Source organism: Synechococcus sp. R60.1, assembly GCF_047461835.1.
Taxonomy (GTDB): Bacteria; Cyanobacteriota; Cyanobacteriia; order Thermostichales; family Thermostichaceae; genus Thermostichus.
Map to the genome: position 1 here is coordinate 1 of NZ_JANSIA010000053.1, position 19873 is coordinate 19873.

The 19873-nt window shown below is 58.7% G+C and carries 23 protein-coding genes; 9 read left to right on the plus strand and 14 right to left on the minus strand.

What is annotated here, in order from left to right; all coding sequences use genetic code 11:
• Positions 1 to 144 precede the first annotated feature (144 nt).
• Entirely contained in the window at positions 145 to 1146 is a 1002-nt protein-coding gene (gene pheS / locus NW834_RS08580; RefSeq protein WP_011432376.1) for a phenylalanine--tRNA ligase subunit alpha, read from the plus strand.
• Positions 1147 to 1213: 67 nt separating this feature from the next.
• On the opposite strand, the gene NW834_RS08585 is transcribed toward pheS, so the two are convergent.
• From NW834_RS08585 to NW834_RS08645, 13 genes are all read right to left on the minus strand, one after another.
• Positions 1214 to 1510: a PipX family protein gene (locus NW834_RS08585; RefSeq protein ID WP_011432377.1), complete on the minus strand. Its 297-nt coding sequence runs from the start codon at positions 1508 to 1510 to the stop codon at positions 1214 to 1216.
• Positions 1511 to 1701: 191 nt separating this feature from the next.
• Entirely contained in the window at positions 1702 to 2277 is a 576-nt protein-coding gene (locus tag NW834_RS08590) for a TIGR04376 family protein (RefSeq protein ID WP_414419458.1), read from the minus strand.
• A 190-nt stretch (positions 2278 to 2467) separates the two neighbouring features.
• Positions 2468 to 3223, minus strand: coding sequence for an ABC transporter ATP-binding protein (locus tag NW834_RS08595; protein WP_414419466.1), 756 nt, complete (start codon positions 3221 to 3223; stop codon positions 2468 to 2470).
• A 54-nt stretch (positions 3224 to 3277) separates the two neighbouring features.
• On the minus strand, positions 3278 to 5065 hold the full coding sequence (locus NW834_RS08600; protein ID WP_414419459.1) for an MBL fold metallo-hydrolase: 1788 nt from the start codon (positions 5063 to 5065) through the stop codon (positions 3278 to 3280).
• A 256-nt stretch (positions 5066 to 5321) separates the two neighbouring features.
• Positions 5322 to 6812: a cellulose synthase gene (locus tag NW834_RS08605; RefSeq protein WP_414419460.1), complete on the minus strand. Its 1491-nt coding sequence runs from the start codon at positions 6810 to 6812 to the stop codon at positions 5322 to 5324.
• Between the two features lie 226 nt (positions 6813 to 7038).
• Positions 7039 to 7308 carry a 50S ribosomal protein L27 gene (gene rpmA / locus NW834_RS08610; RefSeq protein WP_011432382.1) on the minus strand — a complete coding sequence of 90 codons (270 nt, stop codon included), beginning with the start codon at positions 7306 to 7308 and terminating at the stop codon, positions 7039 to 7041.
• A gap of 76 nt (positions 7309 to 7384) precedes the next feature.
• Complete coding sequence (rplU, locus tag NW834_RS08615; protein ID WP_011432383.1) at positions 7385 to 7810, minus strand: 50S ribosomal protein L21; 426 nt, start codon at positions 7808 to 7810, stop codon at positions 7385 to 7387.
• 285 nt (positions 7811 to 8095) lie between these two features.
• Positions 8096 to 8854 (minus strand): photosystem reaction center subunit H, encoded by a 759-nt coding sequence (locus NW834_RS08620; protein ID WP_414387857.1) that lies wholly within the window; start codon positions 8852 to 8854, stop codon positions 8096 to 8098.
• Positions 8855 to 8890: 36 nt separating this feature from the next.
• The gene (locus NW834_RS08625; RefSeq protein WP_011432385.1) at positions 8891 to 9172 is read right to left on the minus strand and encodes a chaperone modulator CbpM; all 282 of its coding nucleotides are present in this window, start codon (positions 9170 to 9172) and stop codon (positions 8891 to 8893) included.
• Positions 9169 to 10104 carry a DnaJ C-terminal domain-containing protein gene (locus tag NW834_RS08630; RefSeq protein ID WP_414419461.1) on the minus strand — a complete coding sequence of 312 codons (936 nt, stop codon included), beginning with the start codon at positions 10102 to 10104 and terminating at the stop codon, positions 9169 to 9171. Before NW834_RS08630 ends, NW834_RS08625 begins: the two co-directional genes overlap by 4 nt.
• Before the next feature lie 153 nt (positions 10105 to 10257).
• Entirely contained in the window at positions 10258 to 11019 is a 762-nt protein-coding gene (locus NW834_RS08635; RefSeq protein ID WP_414332456.1) for a ChaB family protein, read from the minus strand.
• A 270-nt stretch (positions 11020 to 11289) separates the two neighbouring features.
• Positions 11290 to 12141 (minus strand): M28 family peptidase, encoded by an 852-nt coding sequence (locus tag NW834_RS08640; protein WP_414419462.1) that lies wholly within the window; start codon positions 12139 to 12141, stop codon positions 11290 to 11292.
• On the minus strand, positions 12141 to 12923 hold the full coding sequence (locus NW834_RS08645) for an HAD family hydrolase (protein WP_414399981.1): 783 nt from the start codon (positions 12921 to 12923) through the stop codon (positions 12141 to 12143). The genes NW834_RS08640 and NW834_RS08645 overlap by 1 nt, the downstream gene beginning before the upstream one ends.
• A gap of 119 nt (positions 12924 to 13042) precedes the next feature.
• On the opposite strand from NW834_RS08645, the gene lpdA reads away from it, so the two are divergent.
• The 5 genes from lpdA to NW834_RS08670 all read left to right on the plus strand — a co-directional run bounded on the left by lpdA (position 13043) and on the right by NW834_RS08670 (position 17822).
• On the plus strand, positions 13043 to 14425 hold the full coding sequence (gene lpdA / locus NW834_RS08650; protein WP_414419467.1) for a dihydrolipoyl dehydrogenase: 1383 nt from the start codon (positions 13043 to 13045) through the stop codon (positions 14423 to 14425).
• 196 nt (positions 14426 to 14621) lie between these two features.
• The gene (locus NW834_RS08655; RefSeq protein WP_414419463.1) at positions 14622 to 15917 is read left to right on the plus strand and encodes a class I SAM-dependent methyltransferase; all 1296 of its coding nucleotides are present in this window, start codon (positions 14622 to 14624) and stop codon (positions 15915 to 15917) included.
• Between the two features lie 233 nt (positions 15918 to 16150).
• On the plus strand, positions 16151 to 16288 hold the full coding sequence (locus NW834_RS08660) for a hypothetical protein (RefSeq protein WP_011432392.1): 138 nt from the start codon (positions 16151 to 16153) through the stop codon (positions 16286 to 16288).
• A gap of 85 nt (positions 16289 to 16373) precedes the next feature.
• Positions 16374 to 17459 (plus strand): A/G-specific adenine glycosylase, encoded by a 1086-nt coding sequence (gene mutY / locus NW834_RS08665; protein ID WP_414426286.1) that lies wholly within the window; start codon positions 16374 to 16376, stop codon positions 17457 to 17459.
• 87 nt (positions 17460 to 17546) lie between these two features.
• Entirely contained in the window at positions 17547 to 17822 is a 276-nt protein-coding gene (locus tag NW834_RS08670; RefSeq protein ID WP_011432394.1) for a hypothetical protein, read from the plus strand.
• Between the two features lie 63 nt (positions 17823 to 17885).
• Here NW834_RS08670 and NW834_RS08675 read toward each other — a convergent pair whose 3' ends face one another.
• Positions 17886 to 18218, minus strand: coding sequence for a hypothetical protein (locus NW834_RS08675; RefSeq protein WP_011432395.1), 333 nt, complete (start codon positions 18216 to 18218; stop codon positions 17886 to 17888).
• Between the two features lie 153 nt (positions 18219 to 18371).
• On the opposite strand from NW834_RS08675, the gene rnc reads away from it, so the two are divergent.
• From rnc to NW834_RS08690, 3 genes are all read left to right on the plus strand, one after another.
• Positions 18372 to 19094 carry a ribonuclease III gene (gene rnc, locus NW834_RS08680; protein ID WP_414419465.1) on the plus strand — a complete coding sequence of 241 codons (723 nt, stop codon included), beginning with the start codon at positions 18372 to 18374 and terminating at the stop codon, positions 19092 to 19094.
• Positions 19091 to 19318, plus strand: a complete 228-nt coding sequence (locus NW834_RS08685) for a hypothetical protein (RefSeq protein ID WP_414344842.1) — start codon at positions 19091 to 19093, stop codon at positions 19316 to 19318. Before rnc ends, NW834_RS08685 begins: the two co-directional genes overlap by 4 nt.
• 186 nt (positions 19319 to 19504) lie before the next feature.
• A partial coding sequence (locus NW834_RS08690; RefSeq protein ID WP_414426287.1) for an IS607 family transposase occupies positions 19505 to 19873 on the plus strand: 369 nt, incomplete at its 3' end.

The following is a 19873-nucleotide window of genomic DNA, read 5'->3' on the forward strand; positions in this document are numbered from 1 at the left end:
GGTAGTAATCCGTACTGAACATATTATACATTATTTTCAGTATAGTTGAGCTTATTATTGACTAGAGTCATGCTCCCTCCTGTGATACCTTTGTAGGGACTCCTCACAACCCCAGGGATCCCTTCTGCCCTTGGAATCGGCCCCATGCAAGACGAAAAAGACACGCTTCGCCAACAGCTTCTCACCCTGCAAAGCGAGGCCCTCGCCCAAGTGGAACAAGCTGACGGTCTGGAGGCTCTGGAACAGATCCGCATCGACTACCTGGGCAAGAAAGGTAAGCTCTCCAAAATCTTGGGGGGAATGGGGAAGCTGCCCCCAGAAGAACGGCCTGCCATTGGCGCTTTGGCCAACACCTTTAAAGAGGCCCTCCAATCCAGTCTGGAGCAGCGCAAACAGGCCCTTGGTGAAGCTCAACTGCTGGCCCGCCTAGAAGCAGAGCGCCTGGATGTCACTATGCCCGGGCCCCGTCGGCCTCTGGGGCGGATCCATCCGCTGCAGGCCACCATCGACCGCATGCTCGATATCTTTGTGGGAATGGGCTACACCGTGGTGCATGGGCCTGAGCTCGAGACGGAGTACTACAACTTCGAGGCCCTCAACACCCCTGCCGACCATCCGGCGCGGGATATGCAGGATACCCTCTACCTGGCCAATGGCTACCTGATGCGTACCCAAACCTCCTCGGTGCAGGTGCGCTACATGGAGCAACACCAGCCGCCGCTGCGCATTGTGCATGCCGGTCGGGTGATGCGCCGCGATACCGTGGATGCCACCCACTCCGCTGTGTTTCACCAGATGGAAATTTTGGCGGTGGGCGAGAACCTCACCTTTTCCGACCTGAAGGGCACCCTCAACACTTTCATCACCCGCCTATTGGGCAAGCGAGAAACCCGCTTTCGGCCCAGCTATTTTCCCTTTACCGAGCCTTCTGCTGAGATGGACGTGCGCTTTGGCTCGAAATGGCTGGAAATCTTCGGCTGCGGCATGGTGGATCCCAATGTATTTCAAGCGGTGGGCTACGACCCGGAGCGCTACACCGGATTTGCGGCAGGGATCGGCATTGAGCGGATGGCCATGCTCCTCCACGGCATTCAGGATATCCGCCTGTTTTATACCAGCGACCTGCGCTTTCTGTCTCAGTTTTAGGTGGCTATCTTATCTGAGGAACAAAACCCTCGTCCTGAGCCCTGCAAGACCTTCAGAAAACCCTCTTTCAGGAAAAGGTTTGCTTGTAGATCAACTGCAATTGTTCTAGCTCATCTTGGCGGGCAGCACGGCGCAGCAGGCGCATTTGCTCTTCGATGAGCTGGCGAGCCTCATTACGGCTAATCGGATCGAAGACCAACTCCTCCATGGCAGCAGGATCCCCGCTGTTATCCGGCGGCCTGAAGTAAACCCGAAAAAAGAGCCTTTGGGCGTAGAGAGTGGTGAAGAGAGCCTGATTTTCGTCGACCTGACACAGGCTGTAGAGCAGACCAAATGTGGGGTGATTCAGATACAACTCATTCATGCCCAATAGCGTATCACTCTTGGGGGAGAGGAGAGACTTTTCTTCCCGGTCGGTGCCAGAGAAAGTTCTGGAAATGATGTGGCTATGGCTCTTGAGACCAAGGGCTTAAATCACAAGTTCCGCCCAGCTCGATTTTGGCTGTTGCGACTGGATTCAACATTAGCAAACTAACAAGATTTTGGGTCAGGCTGTTACCGCCGCTGCTGTTCCCGCACCTTCCTCTTCGTGTCATTCAATTCGTTTTCCACCTCTAGCTGACGAAATTGCTCTTCCAATTCATCCCAAGCCTCGGAAGGTTTTCCCCAAGGGCTGAAACCCAAGTCCGGGCTGTCAACGCCTTTGGCTTGTGCGGCTTTTACCTCCTGCAGCTTGGTCTTCACCTCTTGGCGGCGCTGGCGAATTTGCGGCAGCAGCGCTTCCATTTGTTGGATTTTCTCCTTTTGGGCCTTCATTTGACTCCATAGCTGGCTGCCCCTCTCCAACAGCTCAGCTTCCCGGCGTCGCGCTCCTTCGGCTAGATCGGGGCGATTGGCCCGCTGCGCCTTCTCAATGCGAAAGTGCCAGGTTTTGATCTCCTCAGCCAAGTTGAGAATGCTTTTTTGGAGAGCTTCCTCTTGGGCGCGGCTTTCCTGCAACAGCCGCAGGGTATCGGATTCCTGCTGGCGCAACTGCTCATCGAGGGCTTGCAGCTCGATCTCAGGGTGGGCCCTGAGAAATTCTTCCAGGCGGGTTTCCAAAAACCGGATGATATCTTCGATCAGTTTCATGGACGGATCCTCTTCCCAAGCCCTCAGTTGCGTTTAGAGTAGCCTAAGCCGGGCCGTCCTAGATAGGGTCGTTTGAGACATTCCCTTTGACCTTCACCCAAAGGGAGAGGGAAGCTGGGGATCCATCCAGCAGGCAAGTTCACTGCAACTGGGAACCGCCCAACTGCCCCCAGGCGGATCCCTGTCTTCCTCAATCCAGCAAACGGCCATCCCCAACCCGGATAATGCGCTGGGCGGCCTGGGCTACTTCAAGGTCATGGGTGACCACGACCAGGGTGATGCCCTGCCGGTGGAGCTCCGCAAAAAGGTTCAGCACTTCCTGGCCGGTATGGCTATCCAGAGCCCCAGTCGGCTCATCAGCCAGCAACAGTTGGGGTCGGTTGACAATGGCACGAGCAATCGCCACCCGCTGCTGCTGGCCGCCGGAGAGTTGGGCCGGACGCTGCTGCAGTTTGCTCCCCAAGCCTACTTGTTCTAGGGCTTGCTTGGCCCGCCAGCGTTGCTCCGGCTCCGGGATCCCGGCATAGGCCAAGGGCAGCATGACGTTCTCCAGCGCTGTCAGGACGGGCAGGAGATGGAACTGCTGGAAGACAAAGCCGATTTTTTGGTTGCGAATGTGGGCCAAATCGCGATCGGTCAGCGTGGAAACTTCCACCCCATCCAGCCAGTAGCGCCCTGAGCTGGGCCGATCCAAACAGCCGATGAGGTTCATCAGGGTGGATTTGCCGGATCCAGAGGGCCCCATAATGGCGCAATACTCTCCCGGCTGGATCGCCAAGTCGATATCGTAGAGGGCCTGAAAACTGCCCTCCGGCAGTGGATAGACTTTGTTCACCCCAACCATCTGCACTACGGGCGGGCTGGCCGCAGCCAAGGCCTCGGCTGGGCGCTCCAGGGATCCGACCGGCCCACGGCGATGATTTGCCCAGAAGTCTTGCTCAAGCATGGTTGGCACCGGGACTTGCCCCATTCTAGCCTTTGGGCTGCCGTGGCTTGACGGCTAACCGGAAGAGCGGATCTCCTGCGGCTGATGGTAGGGGCAGCTCCCCTGGGGATCCACCCTGAGGCGGTAGAGGGGGGAACGCTCCTGATCACAGCGAAAGGCTTGGGCTTGGGAAGTCAAGATCTGGCGGGCAAAGCGACAATTTTGGCACTTTTTGCCACCGTGATGACTGGATACAGAAGGCTGTTTTGGACGCGGCACGATCCCTGCTGGAGAAGGGGCAGCCTCTGCCGGGCGGATCAGCTCCCGTGGAGAAAGGCCGCGCAGCACCAGTTCGGATCCCTGCCAGCGGGCTTCCACCAGGCCGGTATCGGCCCAGGCCAGCCAACGGGGATCCTGGGTAATCTGGGGGGGCAGACGCACCTGTACCCCCGCCAAAGTCCGCGGCGACCCCTGCTCCTGCCAAACTTCTTCCACCTCCCCCTCATAGCGCAAAGGGGGATCCCTGATCTCGGCGGGGGAACCGGCCTTCAGCTCCGCGAGCCTAACTGGGGTTTGTAGGTGCCCATCGGGCAACTCCAGCCAATGCCCAGGCTGAGGGCAGTGGACATGGTAGCGATTGCACAGCTCCGGCAGATCCGCCAGATCCTGAGCCTGCTTGGGGTCGGCGTGAACCAAGACCAAATGCTGGGGGCGAAAGGTGTGGATGATCTGGGTGAGATGCCCGACATCGTTGTGGCTGTGCCAGGTTATCCATTCAACGGCAATGCGGGAGCGCAGCGGCGCCGGCCAACGCTCAAATGGGGTGGCCAGCTTCACTTCCGGCAGCCGCACCAGCAGACAGGAGCGCTGCGGTTGGGCCAACAACCTCGACCAAATTGGATCCCAAGCCTCAGGCCCGGCATCGGCGTCGCACAGCAGCAAGCCTTGGGGCAGAGGATCCGCTTCGGTAAGGGGCTGAACCCGCGGCTGCAGGCGGTCTTCCCAGAACAAGGGCTGGTAGGTGGCGAAATTGCGCACCGGCTCCGGCAGGTAGGTGAGCAAGCGCTCGTAGAGATTGCAGCCTGCCGCCAGCCCCGGCGCCACCCATATCTTGAGCTCTTGGGGGGCTTGGGTAAAGCGGTGGTGGGCTTTGAGGAGAAAGATCAGCTCCTGCCCCAACCCCAACACTGGCAGGGGAAACAGCACCGTTTGCCCCGCTTCCAAGGCGCTGAGCAACCGCTCCACCAGGCGATTTTCCAGGTGACGACGGGGTGGATGGCGGGTGGATCCCAGCGAAGCCTCGATGAGCAACACGTCCGGCTGCCAGTGGCGCAAAGCAATGAGATCCAAGCCGGGGGCAAAGCGAGTTGAGGCCAGGGAACAGTCGCCCGTGTACACGCAGGCTTGGGCCGGAGTGGTTTGGGTATTTTGCAGCAGGGTTGCCGCCGCTCCCGGCAGATGCCCAGCCGCAAAGAAAGTGAGCATCAGATGGGGCAAAATCTCTCGCGCCCGGCCCAAAGGCAGCGCCCGAAAGGGGGGAAAGCGAATGTCCCGGTCGTAGCCTGGCCAAACGCCACACTCCCACAGACCAGCGGCCAAATGAGCAGTCACCGGCGTGGCGTAGAGAGGTACCTGAGGGTAACGACGATGAAAAGCAGGTAGCCCTTGCACATGGTCAAAGTGAGCATGGCTGCAGATTACCGCATCCGGGATCCCTGGCAGAGCCTTAAAGAGGGCAGGAGCGGGCAACCCGCAATCGAGAAGCAAACGGTGGGATCCCATCTCCAGCCAATAGGCACAGCCCTGCTGCCAGGGATCCGTACCCAGGGGGAGCAGTCGAAGGGGGGGTCTCTCTGACTCCACAGGTGTGTCGTTCTGAACCTAGAAGACCGCGTTCAATCCTGCAAACAGGAGGGGCGACTTGGCCAGGGATCCCCCCTCTCCACCGGTACACCTCCCCGGAGAGTTGGAGACAACCTGTGCCGATCCACTTATCCTACACTTCTCACAGCATAGCGTTTGCCCACCATCTGCCGCGGCAGCCTGCCATTTCATCCATGCAGCAGCTGAATGGATGTGGGGATTTGGTTTTGCGATGAACTTGTCTTGGCTTGGCAGCCTATGGGTCGGCGCTCTCTTCTGTCGCCGCAGCGGCGCTGCTGCTGGGAAAAGCAAAGCCGGCAAAATCGTGATCGTCGGGGCGCACCGTCAGGATCATCAGGTTGTAGAAGGCCCAGACCAAGCCAAACAGCAGCTCAGGCCAAGAGGGATCCCAACTGCCGGCAAAACGCAGGGATCCCACCCCCATAGCCAGAAAAGTCAGCACAATAGCCAGAGCCTGAGGTCCTAAGGAGAGCTGGGAAGGCTGCTCGGGATAGGGGGGCACTCCCTGCAGACTTTGCACCAGCGCCTGGATGGACTGAAAAAACTGGCTGCCCGTCTGCCGTTCCGACTGCCAAGCTGCCCCCCACAAATGCGGGGGAAAGGCCAAGAGCCAACTGATGCGCCCTAGGAGAGCATAAGGCAAAAACCACGCGAAGAAGACCCGGTCAAAGGCCGGCACCGGCATCCACCCTGTGCAGAGAAAGACCATCGGCACCGCCAAGTAGACCAGCTCCGCCATCCCACCGGCAGCCCAGAGGGCCAGCCACAGGTATTGAAAGCGCTGCTGCTGCGTGGTCGGCTTGCCCCAGAAGGGATTTTCCCTCAAGGCCGAAAACAAAGCCAGCAAAGCAACGCGGCGGTTGCGCAAGGGCAACAAAACACCCGTAACCTGGGTTTTGCGAACCAATTGAGATTGCCAGCCACGGCAGTGCATCTGACACCCCAACTGCACAGGGCGACGAATGTCGATCTGCGGGATCCCTTCCAAAGCCTTGCGCCGGATGAGACAGCCAGAACCCAACAGGGGTGCCGCCTGATACCCTTCGGATCCCACCGCCAAGAGCTGCTGCAGGGGGTGAACGGCTCTGGGCTGGCCTAGGGTGCGCAGCATCGCCTGCACAAACCCGATACGATTGGCGATGGGAGCCCGCTCCGGCGAGTCGTAAAAGTGGGGCAAGGTCTGCCACAGGAAGTCCCGCTCGAGAAAATGGCCCGGCTGCACCAGGAGCAGATACTCCCCTTGGATGTGAGGGGATCCCATCGCGTAAGCCAGGGGGTCGGCTGTGGGGCTAGGGCAGGCCCAGTATTCGCAGGGAATGGCCCGGGCCGCCTTGGCCATCTCCTCATCCTCTACCCGATCCACAATGTGGACAAACAACCGCTCCCACGGGTAGTCGAGGTGCAGAGCCGAAAGCACTGTTTGCCGGGTTGCCTCCAGAGAATCCCACTGGCGCAGCACCAGTACATCCACCCGCGGCAATTGGAAAAACGACCGCCGCAGGACCTCTGGGGATGGGATCGTCTCTCTCGGCACTTGGGGATAGCGGCTGAGGGTGAAGCCCACCGCCGCCAGCCAAACATACAGCTCTGCCCCCCAAAACAAAAGGGATCCCAAATCCATCAACCCGGCTGTCAGTCGCCAGTAGAGGTACATCACCCCGGCAATGAGGTGAAGCAACCCTGCCCAGCGAAACAAATACACCCGCATCAGCTTTCTGCCTTCCACGCTTTTGCCATTTTCGCCCTCGAAGGGGCAGGGATCCCTAGCTCCTCTTCTCTTCCGGCTGGCCCCAATCCTCAAGAACGAAAAAAGTTCAGGAATCAGCAACAGCAAAACCCTGTCTGCTCTGGAGCAGACAGTTTTCAGCCCGGCAAGCAGCTTGGTCGACAGAAGCGAGAATCTTCTCTTGCGGAAGAAACTCTCCCAGGCAGTTTCAAAGCTGGGCCTTTCCCTACTGGGCAGCCACCTCAGCTGGGTAGACACTCACCTTTTGCCGCCACTTGCCATAGCGCTCAAAAGTCACAATACCGGTGACCACAGAATACAAGGTGTCGTCGCCGCCGATGCGCACGTTCACCCCTGGGTGAAACTTGGTGCCCCGCTGCCTGACCAGAATGTGGCCGGGATGCACCAGCTCGCCCCCATAGCGCTTCACCCCCAGCCGCTTGGCATTGGAATCTCGACCGTTGCGAGTGCTGCCCGTTCCCTTCTTATGAGCCATGACGCCTCCTATGCAACTGCGTGATCAACAGAAACGAGATAAAAAAATCGGGATTCAGGACACCTGAGTTCAGAGTTTATTCCTCATCCGCAGGGATCCCTGTCGCCGCTGCCGAAGGGGCTGCCTCTGGGTTAGACTCTGGAGCCGCTTCCGTACGGGATGGTGCCGTGGCTAGGGGCACCCCATTGAGTTCAATAGACTCGATCAGCAGACGGGTCAGCGGTTGCCGATGACCCCTCTTTTTGCGGGTCTTTTTCTTTGGCCTCATCTTGTAGACGATGATTTTATCGCCGCGCCGATGCTGTAAAACCCGTGCCCTGACGACCGCCTCCGAAACGTAGGGATGCCCCAACGTGATTTGTCCCTCGTGGTTGATCAACAGCACACGAGACAAATCGAAGGGGCTGTTCTCCTCCACTTCCGCCAGGCGATCGACCTCGTAAAAACGCCCCGGCTCCACCCAAAGCTGCTTACCGCCGGTTTCCACAATTGCGTAAGTCATCTTTCTCCCTGCCGTACAGGTGCCCTGCGGGGGTCTTGAAACCTGATCCGAGCATTGACAGCGATCTTAGATCGTAGCCGAAAAAGCCGCCGTCCGTCAGCTGGGTTTGGTCGAGGACTGGCTTGCAACAGTTCCGGTCGAGCAGTGGGACGGACTCCCCAAGCACCTCATGCTGTTGCCCCCCAGCCCCTTTCCCAGAGGAAGAGGGGAGTTGGGAAGCAGTTGGGAAGCAAATGTGCAGCATCTGAGGCGACCGCAGGCCAGAGGTTGCAGAGTCATTCTTTGCTATTCAGTCAGCTTCTCCCAAGCAGCCTGAAGGGCAGCCTGCATGCGCTGAGCGGCACGGCTGAGGCGATGTTGCCAGGTTTCCCACTTGTGTTGCAGAAACTCTGCCGCCTCGTCCAGTAGGGAGAGATCGAACTTGCCCCCTTTGGCCAGCTCGTCCCGCACCTGCTTCACCTTAACGCGCACCACCTCCGGCGGATCCTGTGGGCCAACCAACGCCTTGAGGCGATCCCCCATGCGCTGGATAAGCTGTTTCACCTGCCGAGATTTTTCGCTCCAAAAGTTCTTTAAGCCTTCCGCTTCCGATTTCAGCCGTTGCGGAGCATCCTCCTTAACCACCACCGCGTCCACATCAATGGCTTCCACGTCCTCAGGCAGGAGAACGGCGCGCCCCCCCCAAGGCTCGGCAATGCTGCCACCCAGAATATAAGCGGCAATCGCTCCAGTCTCCCAGTCAAAGAGAAAATCCTCAATCCAGCCGACCTCTCGATTCCCAATGCGCACTGTGCGACGGTAAAGAGAGCTGATGGGGGTTAGGGGGGTATCAAAAACGGTAGAGTAGGTCAGCAGCGCGTCTGGCCCGATGAGAGAAATCTGCTCCAGGGGGGTGTACCCCTGCTGGCTGGTGAAGTAGCATACCCGCCCTGTTGGGTCAACCCAGATTTCTTCTACGGTACCCAATGCGGTAGCAGTGCTGCCATCGAGGGCCAGCAGGCCCACCACTTGGCTACGTCGGATGATCTGTTCCATAGGGTTCATCGAAGTTTATCTCCTTGATGGGTTAGCTGGGCAGCCTCAAAATCCGCGGTAGTGGCGCAGTTGCCCCCTGAGCCGGGCAATTTCCTGAGCCATGTCCAAGACCATCGCTGCCCCCGTCCAGTTAAGCCCCAAGTCTCGGTGTAGGCGGCTCATTTGCAACAACCGCCTGAGCTGTTGGGGGGTCAGGTAGCTGCTCTCGGCCTCCACTAAGCCTTGGGCCAGCAGCCATTCCAGCAGGTGGGGAGGGATCCCCAACAGTTCCGTGGCCTGCTCAAAGGTATAGAGCCGTTCTTCCACCCGCACAATCGCCAAGCTCATAGATTCACCTCCTGCAAGTGGGCGCGGGGATCCCAGCTACGGCTTTGCCGCAGCTTTTCGTAGAGATCCCGTTCGGTCTGGGAAAGGGATTTGGGCGCCACCACCTTCAGCCGCACCAGCAGGTCGCTCCGCTGGCCTTGGGGATCCCGCCAGCCTTGGCCCCGCAGCCGCAGGGTTTGGCCGCTGTCTACCCCGGCAGGGATCCTCAGTTGCACGCGACCCGTAGGGGTGGGAACTTCCGCCGTCCCTCCCAAAGCCGCCTCGTCAGGAGTAATGGGCAGCTCGCAGAGCAGGTTGTCTCCGTCAAAGCGGAAGAAGGGATGGGGGGGCAGCTCCAAAGTGAGGTAGAGATCCCCTCTTGGCCCGCCAAAGGGGCTGACCTGGCCTTTGCCCTTGACGCGGATGCGACTGCCCGGCTTAGCGCCGGGGGGAATGCGGATAGTTAGCGTTTCTCCATCTAGGTTCAGCCGTTTCTGGGTGCCGTGGAAAGCTTCTGCCCAGCTGAGACCCAGAGTGCCCTCCACATCCTGCCCCGGCAAATCCACCGAAACAAACGGCCCAAAGCCGCCGGCGAAGCCCTGGAACCCGCTGCGGCGGGAGCCCATACGGCCCAGCAGCTCGTTGATAAACTCCTCGAAGCTGGCGTATTGGGCGAAGCCCTCCATGCCCGGCATTCCAGCAGCAGAACCAGTACCCACCCGCTGCCAGTACTGCCCAAACTGGTCGTAGCGCCGCCGCTTTTCCGGATCTGAGAGCACCTCGTAGGCTTCGTTGATCTCCTTAAAGCGTTCCTCTGCCGCCTTGTTGCCGGGGTTCACGTCGGGGTGATACTGGCGGGCCAGCTTGCGATAGACGCGCTTGATTTCCTCGGCAGAGGCATCTCTGCTGACGCCCAGGATCTTGTAATAATCCTTGAAGTCACTCGCAGCCATAGGCTCACCCCTGCAAGGTTAGGTTAGAGTTTTTCGGGCTATTCTCAGGATATAAGGTTGCAGCTAAAAAATTGGAGCAGACCCAGAACACGTACAGGCAGAGCGGCGAGATGGCGCTTTACTGTGCTCTCGCTACTTCGGAAACTTTTTGGGCTAGGGCTTGCGTTTGGAGAAGATCCCTTTCTCATCTCGTGTGAAAATTTGCTTGACCTTTTCCCAAGCTTTGAGGAGTGCATGGGTGGAGTTATTGCTCTCTTGTTTGGCTTGGTTGTAGGCTTCCACAAAGGTTTGCTGCGCTTCTTCCGAGAGGTCAGCGCGGATTTCCGGCGAGATGCTCTCTGGGGTTAAGTCTCCCTCTGGCTCACCGGGCAAGTTCAAGTCGGCAATGGAAACTTCCTCTCCGCCAGCACTCTGCAGCAGCCAGTAAATTTCGCCCGACTTCTCTTCCGGTACTTGCACCACCAACAAGAACTCGCCCGCCTGTACCCGGGTTTGGTAGATGGCGGCTTTCTCCTGCGGCATACCCAAGGCAATCAGGGCGGATCCCAGGCCCGCTCCCAGTGCTCCGTACAAAGCGCCGCCCGTTGCCCCCAACAAAGCGGCTCCCAGAGGCCCAGCGGCCACCACTGCCCCCAAAAAGGGAATGAACAGCACCCCCACGCCAGTGAGCAGCCCCAGCAGGGATCCGAACAGGGATCCATAGATGGCCCCATTGGTCAGACCGTCCAGAACCACCTCTTTGCGGGTGATAAACCCGGTAATTTTGGCTTCGGTTTGAAAGTTGCGGCCAATAATGGAGATGCAATCGTTGGGAATGCCACGGTTCAAAAGCCGCTGGATACACTCTTGCAGCTTGCCCTCTTCTTTGAAGGCGGCGGAAACACACTTTTTGGGAGCTTGGGCAAAAGCGCTCATACGCACGCTCATACGCAATCTCCTGCTGAGTTTTACAGTGCCAAGGCAGGTTTTTTAACCTTTTCCCTGCTACTACTCTCGTCTTACTACTCTCGTCTATTGTCTCCCCTCTTCAGCAAAGGACTCGGTCGCAGAATCGCGAACCCCCTGGAGAAATCTCCGTACTGAGGATGCCAATTCCATCCTTACCCCTGGCCTCCTTCCAGGAGAGGGGAGTTGGGATTCAACGCACGCTACTTGCTGCCGGAATGACTGGGGGGTTTGGAGGAGCTACAGCAAGCGGATCCCGGCCATCAAGCCCTGGCAGACCCCCGTCAGGAAATCTGGATCTAGGGTTTCCAAGGTATCGCTCAGCTTGTGGTAGTGGGGGTTGCGCAAGAAAGCGGTGTCGGTAACCATAACGGCGGCGTAGCCCGCATCCCAAAAGGGGGAGTGATCGCTCAGGCGAGTGGCAGGTAGGATCAAGCCTCGCTGCCCGGCCAACAACCAACAGCAAGGGATCCCCGCTTTTTGAAAATCACGCTGCAGCTTGAGCAGATCCCCCCAGGTGGGCCAGTTGCCGATGAGACCGATGTAATCTCCCCGGTTGGGGTAGAGCTTCTCAAGGCCAGCGGGGTAGCGTTGGGATCCGGGGGTGGGATCCCGGTAGCCCAGCATTTCCAAAGACAGCATCAGCCGTAGGGATTGCCTCTGACGTTGAAGAAACTGGGCGTAAGCCCCACTGCCCACCATCCCCCGCTCCTCCAGGTCAAAAGCCACCAGCCACAGGGGGGAAGGGGCAGGGTTGGCGGCAAAATGGCGGGCCAATTCCAGCAACACCGCTATGCCGCTGGCGTTGTCGTCTGCTCCAGGGGTTGCCGGGGCAGCGTCAAAGTGGGCTCCGATGAGGATGGGTTGGCGGCCAGAACGGGATCCCGGCAATTTCAAGATCCAGTTGCGGTGCAGGCGGCCACCGGCCTCAAAGGGGAAGGACTCCAGGGATCCCCACTTAGAAAGCTGCTCTTGGATGTAGCGCTCCACCTGCTGATGGCCCAAGGGCGACCAGTCGGGATCCCGGGGCTGGGCCACTTGCTGCAGATGAGCCTCTAGGCGCTGCCGCAGGTCTTGGAGATCTGACGCCATCATGAGCTTCCCACTCCAGACCGGGCAACTTGAGCATGGATCTGTCGGGCCAACTCCAGGGTGAAGTAGCGGTGGGATCCCACCGTTCCCGCCAACACCCGAAACGGATCCTCAGGCTCCCCCAGGTGATCCAGCACCAGAGCCGCCCCGGAAAAATCCTGATCCCGGGTATAGTCGTTTACCGTCACCACAGTGGGAATACCGGCCTGCTGGGCCGAGCGCAGCCCATTCTCCGAGTCTTCAAAGGCCAGGCAGGCCTGGGGGGGCAGCCCCATCTGTTCCAGGGTGTAGAAGTAGATGTCGGGGGCGGGCTTTTTGGCGGGGACAATATCGCCAGCAGCGATCACTTCAAACCAGCTTAGGCTCTCCGGCAGTGTGTGCTCCAAAAGGGCTGTTACATTTTCCGGCGTGGTGGTGGTGGCAATGGCCAAGCGGATCCCAGCAGCTCTGGCCTCCTGCAGGAGGCGCTTCACCCCTGGGCGGAGTGGGATCCCCCCTTGGGCCAATAGGGCAGTGTAGTGGCGGGTTTTGGCCTGGTGCAGCCGGGCAATGAGGGCATTTAAATCTTCACCAGGGGGTAGCGGCGGCTGGCAGGTTGCAACGAAATGGCGAATGCGCTCTTTGCCCCCCGTAATGGCCAGGAGTTGGCCGTAGAGCTCCACCGACCAGTGCCAGTCCAGCCCTGCCTCGGCAAAGGCAGCGTTAAAGGCCACGCGATGACCATCCCGCTCCGTGTCCGCCAGCGTGCCGTCCACATCGAAGATCAAAGCTTGGAGTGTCATGTGTACCCCCACCCGCCTACAAGCGACTCTATGCTACTGCATGGCTTGGGTGCCCCTAGCCAGGTTTCTGGGAAGGCCAACAAGGTGAGAAAATGAGGCACTGGTTATCCAATCTCGCCATGAGCTTCGATTTTGACGTAATCATCATCGGTGCCGGCGTCGGCGGCCACGGCGCTGCTTTACATGCGGTCGAATCTGGCCTGAAGACCGCCATCGTTGAAGGTGCAGAAATGGGCGGCACCTGCATCAACCGCGGCTGCATCCCCTCCAAGGCTCTGCTGGCCGCCTCAGGACGCCTGCGGGAACTGCAACATAGCTCTGGGCTGGGCATCCAAGTGGGATCCCTTCAGGTGAACCGAGAGGCTATTGCCAATCATGCTGCCCAAGTGGTGGAGAAAATCCGCGCCGACATGACCCGCTCCCTGGAGAGGCTGGGGGTAACAATCCTGAGAGGGCGAGGCAAGTTGGTGGCACCCCAGCAGGTGGAAGTCCAGGAAGAGAAGGGATCCTATACCTACACGGCACAGGATGTCATTCTCGCGACGGGCTCCCGCCCCTTTGTGCCCCCCGGCATCGAGGTGGATGGCCGGACGGTGTTCACCAGCGACGAGGCGGTGCGGCTGGAGTGGATCCCGGAGCGCCTAGCGATTATCGGTAGCGGCTACATTGGCCAGGAGTTTGCCGACATCTACACTGCCTTGGGATCCCAGGTCATCCTCATCGAAGCCCTAGAGACCCTGATGCCGGCCTTTGACCCCGATATTGCCCGCCTGGCCCAGCGGGTGCTGATTAAGCCCAGGCAAATCCAGACCTACGTGGGGATCACGGCCAAGCAGGTGATCCCTGGCCAGCCAGTAACGATTCACCTCTCCAACGGCGAGACGCTGCAAGTAGATGGCTGCCTGGTGGCTGCCGGTCGGATCCCGGTCTCAGAGGGGCTGGGCTTGGCCGAGCTGGGCATCGACACCGGCAAACGGGGGTTCATCCCCGTCGATAGCCGCATGGCCACCGATTTGCCTCACCTCTGGGCCATTGGGGATGTGACAGGCAAAATGATGTTGGCTCACGCGGCGGCAGCTCAGGGGAGAGTGGCCGTGGAAAACATCTGTGGCCGTACTGCCTACATGGACTACCTCAGCATCCCGGCCGCGGTGTTCACCCACCCGGAAATGGGTTTTGTGGGGCTGACCGAACCTCAGGCCAAGGAGGAAGGCTACAGCGTGGGCACGGTGCGCACCTACTTTGGCGGCAACTCCAAGGCCATTGCTTCGGGAGAGACAGAGGGCATGGTCAAGCTGGTCTTTGACAAGAGCACCGGCCTACTGCTGGGATCCCATATCTTCGGGCCCCATGCGGCGGATTTGATTCACGAGGCAGCTCAGGCCATTGCTCGCCGGGCCACGGTGCGAGAACTGGCCGGCTTGGTGCACGTTCACCCCACCTTGGCAGAGACGCTGGAGGAAGCCTACAAGCGGGCAACTCACGCTCTGGCAGGGGCTTAGCCAACGGCTCGGCAGAGGGTCGCCTGCCTCACTCGGTTTTGTGAGGACTCCGTCCCGCCCGCTCTGCCTCCGGCGGGGTTTACAACCAGGCTGTGAAGGGCCAGGTTCTCAGACGGGCAACCCAGCAAGATCTCCCGGCTCAAAGCGTCAAGAAGACCTTAGGATGGGGGGGAACGCGTGGGAGGAAGTGCTTTTGGTGAGCGAAGCCGAGATTACCCAGGCAGTGCAGGCCCAGTACGAGACTTTCCCCTATCCTCCTATTCCTTACGACCGGCCCTTTGAGGGCTTCTCCAGTCTGGGCAGCTATACCTTGGCGCAGTACGCCCGCACCCGCACCTTGCAAGAGCCCACAGGATCCAGGTTTTTGGTGGCCGGGTGTGGCACCGGCTGGGAAGTGCATGGCATTGCCGCCAGCAACCCCGGCTATGGTTCGGTGGTCGGGATCGACATCAGCCGCCCGGCCCTAGAGATTGCCCAGAAGCGAATTAAGCACCACGGCCTACGCAACTGCTCTGTGCAGTACGGGGATCTGCTGGATCCCTCTACTTGGCCCGAAGGCAGCTTCGACATGATCAGCTCCTACGGCGTGATTCACCACACTGCAGATCCGGTGAAGGCTTTGAGCAATCTGGCATCGCGGTTGGCTCCCGATGGGGTGATGGCGCTGATGCTCTACAACCGTTCAGGCCGTTGGCATCTGTACCGCATTCGGCGAGCCTTGGAGTTGTTGGGCATCACCCCACCTGCAACCCCAGAAAAGATCGAATTTGTGCGGCAACTGCTGAAGGGAGCCAGCCCCAATTCCCTTTTGGCCAAGCACGCCAAGGCTCACCAAGAATACTATGGACAAGATGAAAACATTGTCGATAATTTCTTCCATGCCAATGATATTCCTTTCGACATCGGCGAGATTCCCGACTTGCTTGCCCAAGCCGGGCTGGAGTTTATCGATGTAGCCCCCTACTTGGACTATTGGAATGCCAGGCCGTTGATTGCCGCCACCCACCCGGAGTTCCATCGCCGCTACGAGGCCCTTGCTCGCATCGACCAACTGCGGGTCATGGAGTATCTGGAGCCTCTGTATCACACGCAAAATCTCTTCTGGTGTTGCCATCAAGGGAAAAAGGTGGACCACTGGGATCCCTTTACAGTCGAATTTTTTAAGAGCTCCCGCTGGCAACTCAACCCCTTGTTTGTCCGCTATGGCAGCGTGCGCTACTGGGATCAAAAAATCCCCTTTTCAGATCTGTTGGGCAAGCTGGATCCGGCCCAGATCCTGACCCAGAAGATGGATATTTTCTGGCCCGTCGCCCGGATCCCGGGCAAGATGATAGCCTCTACCCGCTACCAGGTGGTGGAGCTGCTGCTGCCCCTGGCCAATCAAGCCCGTTCTGGCGCTGAGATCCTGGCTGCCCATGAAGAGAGAGCCGACCACCTTCTCAACCTATTTCGACAGTGGGAAGCAGACCGGTTAGTCCTGCGGGTTGCCTAGCTTCTGGTTATTCCAAACAGTCCAAATCAACAGGGTCAAAGTCTGTTCCATGCTAAGGTTGTATCATGCATGACCGAGGACGGTGCTTCTCCCCAGGCATGTTTGCGCCGGCGGTGCGGAGCACCTCTACTGGGACATCTTCGCCACAGCTTTCCCTGTGAATAGAGCTGGCAGATCTGGATCCCGATCAACATCCATGGCAACCCCAACGCCAGAGCTGGTAGGAGGCAAGGATGGCTGACTACAATCGCGGCATTATGAAGTTCAAGGGGGCAGATAGCCCAATTGTCGTTTTGATCTCGGCAGGAATTGTGGCCGGTGTGGTTTCGGCCCTGATCTGGTGGGCTTTGCACTTTGCTTACGCAGCTTGAGTCTCAGCCCATATCAGAAGCCGAGGTCAGTTTTTCCTACATTGCCAGCCTTCCGAGCAAAGGAGGGAATTGGGACGAGGCTTTCTTGCAACGCTTGCGGCAGTCTCTTCAGCGTTGGTACCGTGAACACGGGCGGGATCTGCCCTGGCGCCGCACCCGGGATCCTTACGCCATTTGGGTTTCGGAAGTGATGTTACAGCAAACCCAGGTGGCAACAGTTATCCCCTACTTTCAGCGCTGGATGCAGACCCTGCCCGGGATCCCAGCACTGGCGGCAGCCCCCCAGCAGCAGGTGCTGAAACTGTGGGAGGGCCTGGGCTACTATCGGCGGGCCCTGAACTTGCACAAAGCTGCCCAAATTTTGATGCGGGAGCGAAACGGTGAGTTCCCCAGGGATCTGGAGCAGGTGTTGGCTCTGCCGGGGATCGGGCGCACCACAGCCGGCGGCATTCTCAGCGCTGCCTTCGATCAGCCTTTGCCCATTTTGGATGGCAACGTTAAGCGGGTGTTGGCTCGCTTGGTGGCTTTGCAACAGCCTCCGGCCCAGTGTCTGCCCCTGTTGTGGCAGCTTTCCCAGCAATTGTTGGATCCCGTGCAGCCACGGGCTTTTAACCAAGCCCTGATGGATTTGGGAGCTACCGTCTGTCGTCCCAAAAAGCCTCACTGTGGCCAGTGCCCTTGGCAAGCGGATTGCAGCGCCTACAATCGAGGTCAACACCAACAATTGCCTATGTCTGCACCCCGTGCCTCTCGTCCTCACAAGCAAATCGCGGTTGCCATTGTTCTGCGGGGAAAAGAAATCCTTATCGATCGACGACTGGAAAGCTCAATGCTCAGCGGGCTGTGGGAGTTTCCCGGAGGCAAAATCGAGCCGGGAGAAACGGCTGCCGAGTGTGTAGTACGGGAGGTAAAAGAAGAAATCGGCATCGATATCGAGGTGGTCGCGCCGCTAGCCACCGTCGAACATGCCTATACCCATTTCACCGTTACTCTTATCGCTTTTATCTGTCGCTACCTGGGCGGAGAAGCCCAAGCCCTGCAATGTAGCGAGGTGCGCTGGGTCAGCCCGGCGGAACTGTCGGAATTTCCCTTCCCGGGAGCCAATCAAAAGTTGTTTCCCCACTTGCATGCTTGGCTGGCGGAGCATGGGAACACCTTTGAACACACCTAATCTGCCAAATGGCTTGGGCCCCTCTGGAGCAGTTGCCCCAAGACATTCGGTAGGATAGTAGATGTCCTGCTGCTGTGAGCTACGGATATGCTTGTCACTCTGGAAAAAGCGGGGGAGATTCTGGCCAAGGGATCCCACACAGCCATCACAACCACAGATGGCAAGATCGCGCTGGTGCCCAAGGGAAAAGAAACCCTCAAACTGACGGCCAACGAAGCCATTAACCTAATGTTTTACGTCGTCCGCTCCGCTGAACCGGCAGAGACGGTGATGGCCCAACTGGAGGAGGCAGTTGCCAAAGCTCAAGCCCCCGATCCAGCCGAGGAACGGGCCAGAAAATATCGAGAACTTCGTGGCATCTAAACGGATGGGCACTCGTGCCGGTTGGATCCCTTCGCAAACTGGAGAGAGACCCCAAAACAAAGATTAAAAGCAGGAGGAGCTAAGGGCGACGAACTTTCCATCGGTGGTCCACCCCAGCAACATTGGCTCCTGCGGTTGAATGGCCCGTCCGGTGAGAGCACAGCATTGGGCTTGGTGGGCCGTGGCCGGGAAGCTGGCCCGAATATCCTCAGGACTGAGGGTGGCAGCCCCTTGAGAGTGACGCAGGACATAACTCCAAAGAATTTCCCGTATGAGGGCCTGGTAACCCTGATTTCCGGCCAACGCCTTCAGTCGCTGCTTCAGCTCACGTTCCAGCCGAATGCTGGTCACTTCCATCTGGGTCGTGGGAATGGGGGAATTGGCGCGAATGGGCATGCAGGGATCCTCCCTCGAAAAGCCTATACTACTCCTGTAGCATAGCTGGCTTACCGCCTGAGCGGGGATCCCGGCCTGGGTGAGATGGCTCAGGTCAAAATGGTTGCAAGCTGTGCAGTTCTGACCGCTAAGGCAACGTCAGCACCTGAGTGTATGGTTGAGTTGATCCCGCCCCGTCGCCGTGCCTTGGAGCATTTGCTGGCCCGCCTTGGATTCAGGGATCCGGCTTTGCTGGAACAACTGCGTTGGGATCTGCTGGATCAGGCTCTGATTCACCCTTCTCTGGATGGCCAGCGGAACAACGATCGGCTGGAGTTGTTGGGGGATTCTGTCCTGCGGATTTTGGTTACGGAATTCTTGTTTCAGTCCTATCCCCATCTGTCGGTGGGAGAGCTGACCGCGATTCGCTCCGACCTGACCAGCGATGCTTACCTGGCAGAACTGGCGGATCTGCACGGCTTGGATCGCTACCTCGAGGTGGGATCCAGCTCGCAAAACGACTTGGCCGGGCGGGGTCGGCGGCTGGCGGATGCTTTCGAGGCTCTCCTGGGAGCCTTTTATCTCAGTTGGGGTATTTACACGCTGCCCAGGCTGCATCCCTGGCTGGATCCCTATCTACACCGACGAGTGGAGCAGTGGTTCCAAGACCCCACTCGGCGCAACCCCAAAGCAGCCTTGCAAGAACTGACCCAACGCCTTTGGGGTAGCCTGCCCGAATACCGCCTGGTGGCCGCCCAGGAGCATCCCCCTCATTTCACCATGGAAGTTTGGGGGCAAGGGCGGTGCTGGGGCCGCGGTGAAGGTCGCTCGAAAAAGGCTGCGGAAATGGCCGCCGCTGCCCAAGCCTACGAACACTTGCAGTCGGAGCAGACATGAGAGGCAACCACCGCTACGAGTTGGCCAGTTGGTTGTTTTTGCTGGGGAGTGGCCTGTTTGCGGTGAGCGAGGTGATGACCTTGGGCAGTGACCCCTCTCTGTGGGATCCAGCAGCTCCAGCCTTTCTCAATCTCAAGGTTGTCCAAACCCTGCTGGGGATAGGAGCCAGCCTCCTGTTCGTCGTAGGTAGTGCTCTGTTCATCCTCGATGCCCGTCACCGCTGAGATGCGCACCCTACCCAAAACCACAGCAGCCCTTCTCCGAGAGCGGAGAGAGGCGAATAGATGAGAAGCTTGCTAATAAGGACTTCTTCCGGCTACGGGATCCGCAGGCGAGAGCATGACTCTAGTCAATGATACGCTGGACTATACTGAAAATAATGTACAGTATGTTCAGTATGGCTGCTTGGTATGGCTAGGTATGTAAAACCGAGAGAAGCGGCGGATTATTTTGGGGTGTGTCTCCACACTTTGAGGCGATGGGAACAGAAAGGTTGGATCAAGGCAATACGTACGCCATCTGGTAGGGCAAGAAGGTATGACCTCGACAGCTACATCAGAACGCCAAAGAAAGTCAAACGAGTCGTTTTGTACGCCCGAGTCAGCAGCCGAGGGCAGAAGCCAGACTTGGAGAGACAGATTGCAAGACTGGTTAACCTCTATCCTGGAGCCGAAGTGGTCGGAGAGGTTGGCGGCGGTCTCGACTTCAAAAGACCAAAGTTCCTTGCCTTATTGGAACGAGTTCGTGCGGGAGATGTCGGAACAATTGTGGTCGCTCAC